A 13175-nucleotide genomic window follows, 5' to 3' on the forward strand; every position below is an offset into this window, starting at 1 on the left:
CGACATGCCCGACTACCAACTGCCGAAACGGCGCCGCATCTTCCTGATGCGTCACGGCGACGTCACCTACTTCGACGACTCCGGCCGCGCGATCGATCCTGAAACCGTACCGCTGAACGCGAACGGCCGCGAGCAGGCGAGCGCGGCGGGCCGCGTGTTCGCCGAACAGCAGGTGCGCTTTGACCGCGTGATCGTCAGCGGCTTGCCGCGCACGATAGAAACCGCGCGGTGCGTGCTTGCCGAAACGGGTCAGCAGATCGAGCCCGAAATCGAGCCCGCGTGGCGAGAAATTCGCGGCGGACGGCTCGGCGGCATTCCGCCGAGCGATATCGAGGCGGCGTTTCTCGGCGTGTTCGACGGCATCGTGCCGGAGAGCATGCGCTTTCTCGACGGCGAAACGATCGGCGAGCTGTTCGATCGCGTTCTGCCGGCCGTCACGGCGCTGCGCGAAGACACGTCGTGGGACACCGCGTTGCTGGTGCTGCACGGCGGCGTCAATCGCGCGATCCTGTCGCACGCGCTGACGGCCGGCGGCCGCACGTTCTTCGGTCATCTGGCGCAGGCGACCGGCTGCATCAATGCGCTCGACGTCGGCGCCGCGCCGCGCGACTGGGTGCTGCGCATGCTCAACTATTCACCGCCGTCGCCGTTGCATCGCGACGTTCGCAACACCACGATGGAAATGCTCTACGCACAGTTCATCCGATACCAGCGTAGCTGACACCGAACTGGAGGAGACACATGGCGCAAGCCACGCAGACCGGCGAACCGGCACGCAGACAGGACTACTCGGCTTTCGAGGGCACCCGCCCGGTCAACGAGCGGCAACGCTTCGACAACGACGCGCTCGCCGCGTGGCTGGCCGGACATGTCGACGGATTCGAGGGGCCGCTCACGCTCGAGCAATTCGCGGGCGGACAATCCAATCCCACGTTCAAGCTGATCACGCCGTCGCGCGCGTACGTGATGCGCGCGAAGCCCGGACCCGCGGCGAAGCTGCTGCCGTCCGCGCATGCGATCGAACGCGAATATCGCGTGATGCACGCGCTCGCCGACACCGACGTGCCGGTCGCACACATGCTCGCGCTGTGCGAGGACGAAAGCGTGATCGGTCGCGCGTTCTACGTGATGGAGTTCGTGGAAGGTCGCGTGCTGTGGGATCAATCGCTGCCCGGCATGACGCCCACCGAGCGCGCGGCGATCTACGACGAAATGAATCGCGTGATCGCGGCGTTGCACAGTGTCGACGCCGCCACCGCCGGCCTCGCCGACTACGGTAAGCCAGGCAATTACTTCGCGCGCCAGATCGGCCGCTGGAGCAAGCAGTATCTGGCGTCCGAGACCGAGCCGATCGACGCGATGCACCGGCTGATCGAATGGCTGCCGCAGCATATGCCGGCGGAGACGAACGAGCGCGTGTCGGTCGTGCATGGCGACTACCGGCTCGACAATCTGATTTTCGATCGCAACGAGCCGCGCGTGCTCGCGGTGCTCGACTGGGAACTGTCGACGCTCGGCGATCCGCTCGCCGACTTTGCTTACCACTGCATGGCGTGGCATGTCGACCCGACGCAGTTCCGCGGCATCGCGGGACTCGATTGGGCCGCGCTCGGCATTCCCGATGAAGCGCGGTACGTCGAGCGCTATTGCCAACGCACCGGTTTCGAGATTCGTGGCGACTGGAATTTCTATCTGGCCTACAACATGTTCCGCATCGCAGCGATCCTGCAAGGGATCATGAAGCGCGTCGTCGACGGTACCGCATCGAACGCGCAGGCGCTCGACGCCGGCCGGCGCGCGAAGCCGATGGCCGAACTCGCCTGGCACTATGCGCAGAAGGTTCTCTAGACACAAGGGCGCGCCCTGCTCCCCATCATTCGCAGTCCGTTACCCGCGAGGTCCAAGATGAATTTCGATTACACCCCGAAGGTCCAGGCGTTGCGCGAAAAACTGCTCGCCTTTTTCGACGAGCACATTTACCCGAACGAACAGGCGTTCTATGCGGAGATCGCGCGCAACCGCCAGAACGGCAACGCATGGGTGCCGACCGAACTGGTCGAGCAACTCAAGCAGAAGGCGCGCGAGGCCGGTCTGTGGAATCTGTTCCTGCCGCAATCGGAGCGCGGCGCGGGCCTGACGAATCTCGAATACGCGCCGCTGTGCGAGATCATGGGCCGCGTGCCGTGGGCGCCGGAAGTGTTCAACTGCAACGCGCCGGACACCGGCAACATGGAGACGATCGAGCGCTACGGCAGCGAAGAGAACAAGCGCGAGTGGCTCGAACCGCTGCTGCAAGGGCAGATCCGTTCGGCGTTTCTGATGACGGAGCCGGAGGTCGCGTCGTCGGATGCGACGAACATCCAGACCAGCATCGTGCGCGATGGTGACCATTACGTGATCAACGGTCACAAGTGGTGGTCGTCGGGCGCGGGCGATCCGCGCTGCAAGGTCTATATCGTGATGGGCAAGACCGATCCCGACGCGCCGCGCCATCAGCAGCAGTCGATGATCCTCGTGCCCGCCGACGCCACCGGCATCACCGTGCATCGCCCGCTCACGGTGTTCGGCTACGACGACGCGCCGCACGGCCACATGGAGATCACACTCGACAACGTGCGCGTGCCCGCTACCAGCATGCTGCTCGGCGAAGGCCGCGGCTTCGAGATCGCGCAAGGCCGTCTCGGCCCGGGACGCATCCACCACTGCATGCGCCTGATCGGTCTCGCCGAACGCGCGCTCGAATTGATGGCGAAGCGCTCGCTGCAACGTGTCGCGTTCGGCAAGCCGGTGGCGTCGCAAGGGGTCACGCAGGAGCGTCTTGCCGAGGCGCGCTGCATGATCGAGCAGGCGCGTCTGCTCACGCTGAAGACCGCGTACATGATGGATACCGTCGGCAACAAGGGCGCGCGCGGCGAGATCGCGATGATCAAGGTGGTCGCGCCGAACATGGCGTGTCAGGTGATCGATTGGGCGATTCAGGCGCATGGCGGCGGCGGCGTCAGCGACGATTTTCCGCTCGCGTATGCCTATGCGTCGGCGCGCACGCTGCGTTTCGCCGACGGCCCCGACGAAGTGCATCGCAACGCGATCGCCAAGCTCGAACTTGCGCGTCATATGGATGCGGGCTCGGCGGCTCGCGTTGAGATGCCGGTCACACGCGTTTGAGTGCTTCGGCTCGGTGTGAGCGTGGGGACTGAGCCCGCGGCAAGCAGCGTCGCGCGATCTATGCTCTAATTTTCGGCAACGGCGGCGCCCTCTTTGCGGCGCCGCTTCGACGAACAAAGGAGCCAGGATGATCGACGTCTATAGCTGGGCGACCCCGAACGGCCACAAGATTCATATCATGCTCGAGGAAACGGGCCTACCCTACAACGTGCATGCCGTGAACATCGGTGCCGGCGACCAGTTCAAGCCGGAATTTCTCGCCATCAGTCCCAACAACAAGATTCCCGCGATCGTCGATTCCGAAGGTCCGAAAGGCGCCGACGGCCGGCCTTTCGCGCTATTCGAATCGGGCGCGATCCTGATTTATCTGGCCGAGAAAACCGGCAAGTTTCTACCGAGCGATCCGGCCGCGCGCTACGCGGCACTGCAATGGCTGATGTTCCAGATGGGCGGCCTCGGTCCGATGCTGGGGCAAACGCATCACTTCCGCGTGTATGCACCCGAGCAGATCGAATACGCGGTCAATCGCTACACCAATGAGGCGCGACGTCTGTACGGCGTGATGGACACGCAACTCGGCAAGACGCGTTACCTGGCCGGCAACGACTATACGATCGCGGACATCGCCGCGTTTCCGTGGACCCGTTCGTGGAAAAATCAGGGCATCGAGCTCGATACCTTGCCGAACGTGAAGCGCTGGCATGAAGAGATCGCTGCGCGGCCGGCGGTGGTGCGCGGCGTCGACGTGCTGGCGTCGGCGCGCGCGCCGCTGATGGACGACAAGGCGAAAGAGATCCTGTTTGGCGCGACGCAGTACGCGAAACACTAGTTTCGGCCGTCTCGCTGACGCGGCTCGACACAAACCGAAAGCGCGAGCGGCATGCCTGCCGGCTCGCGCTTTTTCATTTCGTCTGCAAAGGGAAAACGCTAGAAATAATGCCGCGTGATGAACTCCGCGACGCACACCGGTCGTTCGCTGCCCTGACGCTCCAGCGTCACGTTCCACGCGAGTTGCACGCCGCTGTTGTCGACGTCGGTCACCGACTCGACGGCAAACTTCCCGCGCAGCGACGACCCCACGAGTACCGGCGACACGAAACGCACGCGGTTCAAGCCATAGTTGACACCCATGCGCTGCTCGATCTTCACCGTTTTGCCGAGCAAAGCCGGAATCAGCGACAGCGTCAAAAACCCATGCGCGACCGGGCCGCCAAACGGCGATTCGCGTTTGGCCCGCTCGGGATCGATGTGAATCCACTGATGATCGCCGGTTGCCTCGGCGAAACGGTCGACCCTCTCCTGATCGACGCTCAGCCATTCGCTGACGAGCGGCTCGGCGCCAATGAGCGCGCGCAAAGCACCCGCATTGTCGAAAGCGACTGGCGTCGCCGCGCTCGCCGTCATGCCGCCGCTCCCGGATTGCGCAGGCCGAACATGCCGTTCGAGCGCACGGTGATCACCGTTTCGCCGTGCTGATTGATGCCCTCCCAGCGTGTCGACACGATGCCGCGATCCGGCTTGCTCTGCGACACGCGCTTGTCGACGATGACGTTCATCATCGTGATCGTGTCGCCGACTCGTACCGGCTTGAGCCAGCGGATCTCGTCGATCCCGGGCGAACCCATCGATGTCGAATCCGCCAGTACCTTGCGCACGAGCATGCCCATCATTACCGAGCAGGTGTGCCAACCACTCGCGACGAGGCCGCGGAACGGCGATTCGGCCGCGGCGGCTTCGTCGAGATGAAACGGCTGCGGATCGAACTTCTGCGCGAACTCGACAATCTCCTCGCGCGTGAACATGTGCTTGCCGATTTCGCGGCTCGAGCCCACTTCCATGTCTTCGAAACTGATTTTCATCGTGCACCTCCTTTGTCCGGTGGAACGGCCCGATCAGTCTTCGGCGACCGCAAATCCGGGCAGCGTGGCAAACCGCGCGAGATGATGATCGACGTCGCCAAGCGTGGTCTCGATGATCGCGAGGCGCTTGAACAGATGCGCGGCCGCCACTTCGTTCGTGACACCCATGCCGCCGTGCAACTGCACCGCCTGTTGACCAACGAAACGCGCGGCCTGGCCGACCCGAACTTTTGCCGCGGAGATCGCTCGACGGCGCTCGTTCGCGTCTTCACTCGCGTAGCGCATCGCAGCCAGATACGTGATCGAGCGCGCCTGCTCCGCGTGGATCAGCATCTCGACCATGCGATGCTGCAACGCCTGGAAACGCGCGATCGGCTGGCCGAACTGCTGGCGCGTTTTGGTGTACTCGACGGTGGCGTGATTGAGCGCGTCGAGCGCGCCGAGCGCTTCCGCGCACAGCAGCAGCGTGCCGTAGTCGGCGATCTGCTCGAGGGTTGCCGCCCCCGCGTGTTTGCCGGCGAGCCGGCGCGCGGGCGTGCCATTGAATTCGAGCGTCGCCGCGCGTTGACCGTCGATCGTGCGGTACTCGGTGAGCGTGACGCCGGCCGCGTCACGCGCGACGACAAAGAGTGCGATTTCGCCATCGAGGCGCGCCGGCACGATCCAGTGGTCCGCCTGCGCGCCGTGCAGCACGACCGATTTGGTGCCGCTCAGCGTGTGCTGCGCACCCTGCCCGCTCGCGGTCGTCGCGACGTCGAACAGATCGTAGCGCGCATGCGGCTCGTGAAACGCCACGGCCAGCCTCGCTTCGCCCTGGGCCGCCCGTTCGAGCAGCGCGGCATCTTCGCCGTCGCCGGCGCCGGCAAGGCGCAGCGCTTCGATGCCGACCGCGGTCGCCCAAAACGGCTCGACGACGAGCGCGCGACCGAGCTCCTGCATGACCACGAGCATGTCGATCGGACCACCGTTGAAGCCGCCCTGCGTTTCGGGCACCGGCAACGCGGTCAGCCCCAGTTCGGTGAACGCGGCCCAGTGCACAGCCGATACGCCCGCCTCCGAGCGCACGATCTGCTGGCGCGCTTCGAAGCCGTAGCTCCTGTCGAGATAGCGGCGCAGCGCATCGGCAAATTGCTGTTGTTCGTCGTTGAAAGTGAAGTCCATGCGCCGCTCCTCAAAGTCCGAGAATCATCTGCGCGATGATGTTCTTTTGAATTTCGTTCGAGCCGCCGTAAATCGACGTCTTGCGGAAGTTGAAGTAGTACGCGGCAAGCGGCGCGGCATCGTCGTCGCCGGCAAGACTGTGCTCGCGTTCGCCTTCGAGGAACGGCACGTCGAACGGCGCGGCCAGCGGGCCGATTGCTTCGAACATCAGCTCGGTGAGCCCCTGTTGCACTTCCGTGCCCTTGATCTTCAGCATCGACGCTTCCGGGCCCGGGCCGCGACCGCCCGCCTCGTTGGCTACCACCCGTTGCACGGTGACTTCCAGCGCCATCAACTCGATTTCGAGACTCGCTACCTTCGCCGCAAACACCGGATCGTGCAGCAGCGGCTTGCCGTTCTTTTTCTGATTCAGCGCGACACGCTTCAGAAACGCCAGCTCACGCTTCGACGCTCCGACTCGCGCAATGCCGGTACGCTCGTGGCCGAGCAGATATTTCGCGTACGTCCAGCCGCGATTTTCTTCGCCGACGAGATTGTCGACCGGCACTTTGACGTCCTCGAAGAACACCTCGTTGACTTCGTGATCTTCGTCGAGCGTGATGATGGGCCGCACCGTGATGCCCGGGGTTTTCATATCGATCAGCAGGAACGAGATGCCCTCCTGCTTTTTGGCGCCGCTGTCGGTGCGCACGAGGCAGAACATCATGTCGGCGTGCTGGCCGAGCGTGGTCCAGGTCTTCTGGCCGTTGACCACGTAATGATCACCGACGCGCTCCGCGCGGGTGCGCAGCGACGCAAGGTCGGAACCCGATCCCGGTTCCGAGTAGCCCTGACACCACCAGTCCGTGCCGTCGAGAATACGCGGCAGATAGTGGCGCTTCTGCGCCTCGTTACCGTACTTCATCAGCACCGGCGCAACCATCGACACACCGAAAGGCAGCACGGAAGGTGCGCCGATACGCGCGCACTCTTCTTCCCAGATATGTCGTTGCGTCGCGTCCCAGCCGGGGCCGCCGTATTCGCGCGGCCACGCGACCGCCGACCAGCCTCGCGTGCCGAGCAGCCTGTGCCAGCTTGCGAAGTCTTCGCGGGAAAGCCGTTTGTGATTGAGAACCTTGTCGCTCAGCTCGCGAGGCAGATTCGCTTCGAGCCAGGCGCGGATGTCGGCGCGGAACGCGTCTTCAGCGGGGGAATAGTCCAGATTCATGCGTAGTGTCTCCTGGCCGCCACCGCCCGGCCGCCTGGAACCACCGCGCTATTGCAATGGTTCCTTCAGCGCAGCTGGGACCGGCAGCGGCATCACTTCGATGCCTTCCTCGACCAAGGCACGCGCATCCTCCGGTGTCGTGACACCGCGAATACTGCGCACAGGCGCTTCGTTGTAGTGAATGCGTCGTGCTTCCTCGGCGAAGCGTTCGCCCACGTTCTCCGTCTTCTCCAGTACCTCGCGCAGCGCGCGCATCATGTGCGCCTGCATTTGCTCCGCGCCCGCCGGCACCTTGGAGCCGGTCGCGCCCGACAGATTCAGACGCGGTGCCGAAGGCAAACGGCTCACCTCGTTCGCACCGCAGATCGGACATTCGACGAGCTTGCGGGACTGCTGCGACTCGAAGTCATCGGTCGAAGCGAACCAGCCTTCAAACCGATGGCCATGCGGACACTGTAAATCGAGGACCTTCATATGGAATCAGGGCTTGCGTGCCAGTTTAGCGCAAAATGGAAATTTGTGAACGATCGTTCGCAAAACTTTAGAGCCGGCGTGCAACCGCCAGCGGCCGCAAGGGAATATGACGCGGGTGGGCGATTTTAACGCTTTACGGCAGGTGCTGCCGAAGGCGGCCCGGCTAGTAAGCGGTGCCACATCTGCTCCGCTCTACGGCCCGCTTGCGGCGCACTGCTACGCCACGAGATTGCTCAGTTGACGGCTCACACGCGGTTCAATCTGACGGGCCTCCTTCGTCAGATTGATCTGCTTCGCGAGTTTTGCGACATCCGCCACACCGACCTCAATCTCGTACCCGCCGCGCGCGGTCAGCCATTCGAGCACGTCCGCCAGATGCCAGACCGACGCACTGCCTTCGTGGACCGGTGACGGGAAGTCGATTGCGTTGTTCAGCATCAGCTTGCGCATGTTTTGCCGCGACACGCCGGCCACCTCGGCCACGTCGGTCAGCCCTACGAAGTCAGGTCCCGCCTCGATCAGCTGCGCGGACGGCACCGCACCTTTCACGTCCTTGAGCGCGCTGGTGACAGCCGCGAGCGCGCTCGCGCCTTCACGGGTGAAAAGCAGCCCGAGGCGGCCGGGTTGCCCGACGCCAATCGTGGCGTCGTCGCACCCCGCTTCGCCCAACCGCTCGACGATTGCGTCTGCATCGCATTCTTCCGCGGCGAGGCGATATTTCAACGTGAACACATATTCCATACGTTACTCCTGTCTTCGTTGAGCCCAGGTTGTTGCGATTCCTGCTTGATACCTGCTTGATACCTGCGTGATACCTACGAACCCACTAGCGCCGTGCCGTGCAGTTGCCGACGATGCGCCGCAAGTGCCTGGCGTGATTGCCGGCATTCTTCGGCGTACTCCAGACGCTCGATATACAGAACTCCCCGCAACGACATTCGGCGTCTCTGTACGGGCAATGGATTTTTCCCCACGCATGACCTCTTCCGCCGTCCTGAACGCGCCAGCCGTGCTGCTCCGCGTATGCCAACGCGGCCTCGATCTCTTTCTTCATGTGCCTTGCTCGAACCATCGAGACCTCCAATTTAGTCGCTCCAGCACAGGTTGTCAATTGACAACCTGTGCTGGAGCAGAAATGAGATCACTGCGATCTTTAACTTCAGTCATCCAAAACAGAATCGACGACGAATTCGGTGATCGAGAGGTTCATATTAGCCGGCCGCCGGCGCCACGACGAGCCAGCCAGATGGCATAGGAGACGGCTTATTTTTCGAGCCAGAAAGAAACCGCGAAGCCAATGAAAAGCCCCTGCCGGTCATCGACCAACAGGGGCTCCGTTCACCTGCAACGCGGATCAGCTATCGGGCAGACGCGAACTTATGCCGTTTCGGGCGCCTCGGTCGACCACGTACCCGACAGCACTTTCTCGAGCCAGAAGGTACCGATGATCGTCTTCACATCGGTGATCTTGCCCGTGCGCACCCACTCGGATACCTGCTCCACGGTCGCGGTGAAAAGTTCGAGAAACTCGCCTTCATCGAGATTGCGCTCACCCGCGGTCAAGCCCCGCGCGAGATAGATATCAATGAATTCGGTCGAGTAAGAAATGATCGGGTGAATCCGAGTCAGGTACACGTACTCGCGCGCGGTATAGCCGGTTTCCTCGCGCAGTTCCCGGACCGCGCAGGCCAGCGCGCCCTCGTTCGGGTCGAGCTTGCCGGCCGGATATTCGACCATCACCTTGCCCATCGGATAGCGATACTGACTTTCGAGCAGCACGCGAGCGTCGTCGAACAAGGGGATCACCATGACGGCGCCCGGATGCTGAACGTATTCGCGCGTTGCCTGTTTGCCGTCGGGCAGTCGGACCGTATCGTACTTGACCGTCATGAACGGTCCTTGATGGACCGTCTTGCTGTCGATACAAGTCTCGGTTAGCGCGGCGTCGTGATTGGGAAGCTCAGCCATGTGCGGACCTCAGAACAGCCAGGCGCGCGCGACGGCGAGACGCCGTCAGCGGCGTTTGACGAGATATTGGAAGGTAAAGCCGGGGAAAGAGAACACGACGAACAGCGCGAACGTGATCGCGTAGAACTGCCAGCCCTGCTCGAAGCGATTTCCCGCGCGCGCTTCGAGCAAAAAGCCCAGCGCGCCGACCACGAAATACAGCACGATCAATTCGGCAATCCGGAGCCAGGCGCTTTTCTTCGCCGCTTTCAACGGCACCGCGGCGAAGAGGCGCTGATTCAGGAACGGCAGGTTGGCGCCGACCAGCGCCAACAGCACGATAAACCAGCCCGCAGCGGACATCAGAGCAGCAGCGTGTGCTGGATCGCCTGCAGGCAGGCGCGCAACAGCGGATCCGGCACGATACCGAGCACCAGCACGGCGACGCCGTTCAACGCGAGCAACGCGCGCGTGCTCGTGTCCGCCACGATCGGCGACTTGTCTTGCGGCTCGTCGAAGTACATCAGCTTGACGATACGCAGGTAGTAGAACGCGCCGAACAGCGACGTGATCACGGCGAGCACGGTGAGCCAGGTCAGGCCGGCGTTCATCGTCGCTTGCAGCACGGCGAGCTTCGCATAGAAGCCGACTGCCGGCGGAATACCCGCGAGCGAGAACATCATGATCATCATCACGAACGCGAATACCGCGCTGCGCTGATTGAGGCCCTTGAAGTCCTCCAGCGTGTCCGCTTCGAAGTCGCGGCGCGCGAGCAGCATGATGACGCCGAAGGTGCCGAGCGTCGTGATCAGGTAGACGATGCTGTAGAACATCGCCGAGCCGTACGCGTTCGCGGCGCCCGTGGTCTTCTGGTCGACCACGCCGGCGAGCAGGCCGAGCAGCACGAAGCCCATGTTCGAGATCGCCGAATACGCGAGCATCCGCTTGACGTTGCGCTGCACGATCCCGGTGATGTTGCCGACGATCAGCGACAGCGCCGCCAGAATCACCAGCATCTGCTGCCATTCGACCGCCAGCGGCAGCAGGCCCATCACGAGGAAACGCAGGCCCCACGCGAACGCCGCGACCTTCGGGCCGCCGCCGACGATGAGCGTCATCGCCGTCGGTGCGCCCTGGTACACGTCAGGCACCCACATATGGAACGGCACCGCACCCATCTTGAACGCGACGCCCGCCACGATGAAGATGACGCCGAACAGCAGCACGGTCGGATCGTAGTGGCTCGTGCTGATCGCCTTGAACACTTCGTTCAGGTCGAGCGAGCCGGTCGCGCCATACAGCATCGAAACACCGTACAGCAGGAAGCCGGAAGCCAGCGCGCCGAGCACGTAGTACTTCATCGCCGCTTCGTTCGACGACGGCACTTCGCGACGCAGCGCGATCACCGCGTACAGCGACAGCGACATCAGTTCCAGACCGAGATACAGCGTCAGGAAGTTATTGCCCGAGATCATCACGATCTGGCCGAGCAGCGAGAACATGCCGAGCAGGAAGAAGTCGCCGCGGAACAGGCTACGGTCTTCGAGGTAGCGACGCGAATAAACGATCGTCACCGCATAGCCGAGCGACACCACTGCCTTCATCACATTGGCGAACGGATCGACCACGTACATGTGATCGAAGAAGTAATGCACTTGCGGGTCGAACGCATTGATCGCGAACCAGATCCCGGCGACGAGCGTCGAGAAGAACGCGATGAAATACGTGGTACGGCGACCCTCCTGGCCGACGAACGTGTCGTTGAGCCACGCGATGACAATGGCGAACATCACCAGTGCGTCGGGCAACAGAGCAGTCATAGGGGCGTTTTGCATGGTCTTAAATTCCTCCGCTCGTCGTTACTGAGGCAACGGCAGCTTCGATTGGGCAACGTGGGAGAGGAGGTTTTCCACGGATACGTGCATCACATCGGTAAAGGGCTTCGGGTACAGGCCCATGAACAGCGTCAGTGCGGCGAGCACAGCCAGCATGAAAAATTCGCGACGGTCGATGTCGAGCAGGTTCTTCACGTGGTCGTTCGCGACCGCGCCGAAGTACACGCGCTTGTACATCCACAGCGTGTAGGCCGCGCCGAGAATCAGCGTGACTGCCGCGCCACTCGCGATCCAGAAGTTGTACTGGACGGAAGCCAGAATCACCATGAATTCGCCGACGAAACCGGAAGTGCCCGGCAAGCCGCAATTCGCCATCGCGAACAGCATCACGAACGCCGCGAACTTCGGCATCACGTTGACGACGCCGCCGTAATCGGCGATCTGACGCGAGTGCATGCGGTCGTACAGTACGCCGATGCACAGGAACATCGCGCCCGACACGAAACCGTGCGAGATCATCTGCACGATCGCACCTTCCGCGCCGAGCTGATTGAAGATAAAGAAGCCGAGCGTGACAAAGCCCATGTGCGCGATCGACGAATACGCGACCAGTTTCTTCATGTCGGCCTGCACCATCGCGACGAGACCGATGTAGATCACCGCGATCAGCGACAGCGTGATGACGACCGGTGCGAGGAAATGGCTCGCATCAGGCGTGATCGGCAGCGAGAAGCGCAGGAAACCGTACGCACCGAGCTTCAGCATGATCGCGGCCAGCACGACCGAGCCGCCGGTCGGCGCTTCCACGTGCGCGTCCGGCAACCACGTGTGCACCGGCCACATCGGCACCTTCACCGCGAAGGCCAGGAAAAACGCGATAAACAGTAGCACCTGCGGCGTCATCGCGATCTGCGCGTGCTGCCACGTGGCGATGTCGAACGAGCCGGTCTGGTTGTACAGATAGATCAGCGCAACCAGCATCAGCAGCGAGCCCGCCAGCGTGTACAGGAAGAACTTGAATGCCGCGTACACGCGGTTCGCCCCGCCCCACACGCCGATGATGATGTACATCGGGATCAGCGTCGCTTCGAAGAACACGTAGAACAACAGGCCGTCGGCCGCGCTGAACACGCCGACCATGATGCCCGACAGGATCAGGAAGGCCGCGAGGTACTGGCCGACGTTCTTCGTGATCACTTCCCACGCCGCGATCACGACGATCACCGTGATCAACGCGGTCAACGCAACGAACCACATCGAAATGCCGTCCACGCCGAGGTGATACGTGATGTGGAAGCGCTCGATCCAGTTCGCCTGCTCGACGAACTGCAGCTCGGCGGTGCTCGAATCGAAGCTGGTGATCAGTGGCAGCGTGACGAGGAAGCTCAGAACCGAGCCGATCAGCGAAATCCAGCGCGCGGGGGCGGGGTTCTCGTCGTTGCCGATCGCGAGGACCAGCAGACCGAAGAAGATCGGCAACCAGATCGCGATGCTCAGAATCGGATAAGCGTGCATGGGTGTCCCTCG

15 protein-coding genes are annotated in these 13175 nt (G+C 62.8%); 4 read left to right on the forward strand and 11 right to left on the reverse strand.

Translation table 11 applies throughout. The features are described from left to right. The first annotated feature begins 4 nt into the window (after window positions 1-4). The 4 genes from HDG34_RS08730 to HDG34_RS08745 all read left to right on the forward strand — a co-directional run bounded on the left by HDG34_RS08730 (window position 5) and on the right by HDG34_RS08745 (window position 3994). Window positions 5-721: a histidine phosphatase family protein gene (locus HDG34_RS08730; protein ID WP_184059297.1), complete on the forward strand. Its 717-nt coding sequence runs from the start codon at window positions 5-7 to the stop codon at window positions 719-721. Window positions 722-741: 20 nt separating this feature from the next. Beyond that, on the forward strand, window positions 742-1848 hold the full coding sequence (locus HDG34_RS08735; protein WP_184059299.1) for a phosphotransferase: 1107 nt from the start codon (window positions 742-744) through the stop codon (window positions 1846-1848). A 57-nt stretch (window positions 1849-1905) separates the two neighbouring features. Continuing rightward, a complete protein-coding gene (locus HDG34_RS08740) occupies window positions 1906-3165 on the forward strand; it encodes an acyl-CoA dehydrogenase family protein (protein ID WP_184059302.1) in 1260 nt (419 codons plus the stop codon). A gap of 127 nt (window positions 3166-3292) precedes the next feature. Then, a complete protein-coding gene (locus HDG34_RS08745) occupies window positions 3293-3994 on the forward strand; it encodes a glutathione binding-like protein (RefSeq protein WP_018420032.1) in 702 nt (233 codons plus the stop codon). A gap of 98 nt (window positions 3995-4092) precedes the next feature. Here the strand turns inward: HDG34_RS08745 and HDG34_RS08750 are convergent, their stop codons facing one another. The 11 genes from HDG34_RS08750 to HDG34_RS08800 all read right to left on the reverse strand — a co-directional run bounded on the left by HDG34_RS08750 (window position 4093) and on the right by HDG34_RS08800 (window position 13163). Continuing rightward, complete coding sequence (locus tag HDG34_RS08750) at window positions 4093-4569, reverse strand: MaoC family dehydratase (protein WP_090803792.1); 477 nt, start codon at window positions 4567-4569, stop codon at window positions 4093-4095. After that, complete coding sequence (locus tag HDG34_RS08755; protein ID WP_090803790.1) at window positions 4566-5024, reverse strand: MaoC family dehydratase; 459 nt, start codon at window positions 5022-5024, stop codon at window positions 4566-4568. The genes HDG34_RS08750 and HDG34_RS08755 overlap by 4 nt, the downstream gene beginning before the upstream one ends. Window positions 5025-5057: 33 nt before the next feature. Further along, entirely contained in the window at window positions 5058-6185 is a 1128-nt protein-coding gene (locus tag HDG34_RS08760; RefSeq protein WP_184059304.1) for an acyl-CoA dehydrogenase family protein, read from the reverse strand. A gap of 10 nt (window positions 6186-6195) precedes the next feature. After that, window positions 6196-7392: an acyl-CoA dehydrogenase family protein gene (locus HDG34_RS08765; protein ID WP_090803787.1), complete on the reverse strand. Its 1197-nt coding sequence runs from the start codon at window positions 7390-7392 to the stop codon at window positions 6196-6198. Window positions 7393-7440: 48 nt separating this feature from the next. Next, window positions 7441-7866: a DUF1178 family protein gene (locus HDG34_RS08770; protein WP_184059306.1), complete on the reverse strand. Its 426-nt coding sequence runs from the start codon at window positions 7864-7866 to the stop codon at window positions 7441-7443. Between the two features lie 216 nt (window positions 7867-8082). Further along, window positions 8083-8607, reverse strand: coding sequence for an AlpA family transcriptional regulator (locus HDG34_RS08775; protein WP_184059308.1), 525 nt, complete (start codon window positions 8605-8607; stop codon window positions 8083-8085). Between the two features lie 85 nt (window positions 8608-8692). Further along, window positions 8693-8938: a hypothetical protein gene (locus HDG34_RS08780; protein WP_090805657.1), complete on the reverse strand. Its 246-nt coding sequence runs from the start codon at window positions 8936-8938 to the stop codon at window positions 8693-8695. 305 nt (window positions 8939-9243) lie between these two features. Next, window positions 9244-9834, reverse strand: a complete 591-nt coding sequence (locus tag HDG34_RS08785; protein ID WP_184059310.1) for an NUDIX domain-containing protein — start codon at window positions 9832-9834, stop codon at window positions 9244-9246. A gap of 45 nt (window positions 9835-9879) precedes the next feature. Next, the gene (locus HDG34_RS08790; RefSeq protein ID WP_184059312.1) at window positions 9880-10176 is read right to left on the reverse strand and encodes a DUF2818 family protein; all 297 of its coding nucleotides are present in this window, start codon (window positions 10174-10176) and stop codon (window positions 9880-9882) included. Beyond that, complete coding sequence (gene nuoN / locus HDG34_RS08795) at window positions 10176-11648, reverse strand: NADH-quinone oxidoreductase subunit NuoN (protein ID WP_184059314.1); 1473 nt, start codon at window positions 11646-11648, stop codon at window positions 10176-10178. The genes HDG34_RS08790 and nuoN overlap by 1 nt, the downstream gene beginning before the upstream one ends. 24 nt (window positions 11649-11672) lie before the next feature. Next, window positions 11673-13163, reverse strand: coding sequence for an NADH-quinone oxidoreductase subunit M (locus HDG34_RS08800; protein WP_090803779.1), 1491 nt, complete (start codon window positions 13161-13163; stop codon window positions 11673-11675). Window positions 13164-13175 lie beyond the last annotated feature (12 nt).

The sequence above is a fragment of the Paraburkholderia sp. HC6.4b genome (assembly GCF_014200875.1).
Lineage (GTDB): Bacteria > Pseudomonadota > Gammaproteobacteria > Burkholderiales > Burkholderiaceae > Paraburkholderia > Paraburkholderia tuberum.

Excerpts from the sequence above, each read along its gene's own strand:
- HDG34_RS08775 (WP_184059308.1), bottom strand. The coding sequence starts at position 8,607 with ATGGAATATGTGTTCACGTTGAAATATCGCCTCGCCGCGGAAGAATGC.
- HDG34_RS08745 (WP_018420032.1), top strand. The coding sequence starts at position 3,293 with ATGATCGACGTCTATAGCTGGGCGACCCCGAACGGCCACAAGATTCAT.
- HDG34_RS08755 (WP_090803790.1), bottom strand. The coding sequence starts at position 5,024 with ATGAAAATCAGTTTCGAAGACATGGAAGTGGGCTCGAGCCGCGAAATC.
- HDG34_RS08765 (WP_090803787.1), bottom strand. The coding sequence starts at position 7,392 with ATGAATCTGGACTATTCCCCCGCTGAAGACGCGTTCCGCGCCGACATC.
- HDG34_RS08785 (WP_184059310.1), bottom strand. The coding sequence starts at position 9,834 with ATGGCTGAGCTTCCCAATCACGACGCCGCGCTAACCGAGACTTGTATC.
- HDG34_RS08750 (WP_090803792.1), bottom strand. The coding sequence starts at position 4,569 with ATGACGGCGAGCGCGGCGACGCCAGTCGCTTTCGACAATGCGGGTGCT.
- nuoN (WP_184059314.1), bottom strand. The coding sequence starts at position 11,648 with ATGCAAAACGCCCCTATGACTGCTCTGTTGCCCGACGCACTGGTGATG.
- HDG34_RS08735 (WP_184059299.1), top strand. The coding sequence starts at position 742 with ATGGCGCAAGCCACGCAGACCGGCGAACCGGCACGCAGACAGGACTAC.
- HDG34_RS08790 (WP_184059312.1), bottom strand. The coding sequence starts at position 10,176 with ATGTCCGCTGCGGGCTGGTTTATCGTGCTGTTGGCGCTGGTCGGCGCC.
- HDG34_RS08800 (WP_090803779.1), bottom strand. The coding sequence starts at position 13,163 with ATGCACGCTTATCCGATTCTGAGCATCGCGATCTGGTTGCCGATCTTC.
- HDG34_RS08760 (WP_184059304.1), bottom strand. The coding sequence starts at position 6,185 with ATGGACTTCACTTTCAACGACGAACAACAGCAATTTGCCGATGCGCTG.
- HDG34_RS08770 (WP_184059306.1), bottom strand. The coding sequence starts at position 7,866 with ATGAAGGTCCTCGATTTACAGTGTCCGCATGGCCATCGGTTTGAAGGC.
- HDG34_RS08780 (WP_090805657.1), bottom strand. The coding sequence starts at position 8,938 with ATGGTTCGAGCAAGGCACATGAAGAAAGAGATCGAGGCCGCGTTGGCA.
- HDG34_RS08730 (WP_184059297.1), top strand. The coding sequence starts at position 5 with ATGCCCGACTACCAACTGCCGAAACGGCGCCGCATCTTCCTGATGCGT.
- HDG34_RS08740 (WP_184059302.1), top strand. The coding sequence starts at position 1,906 with ATGAATTTCGATTACACCCCGAAGGTCCAGGCGTTGCGCGAAAAACTG.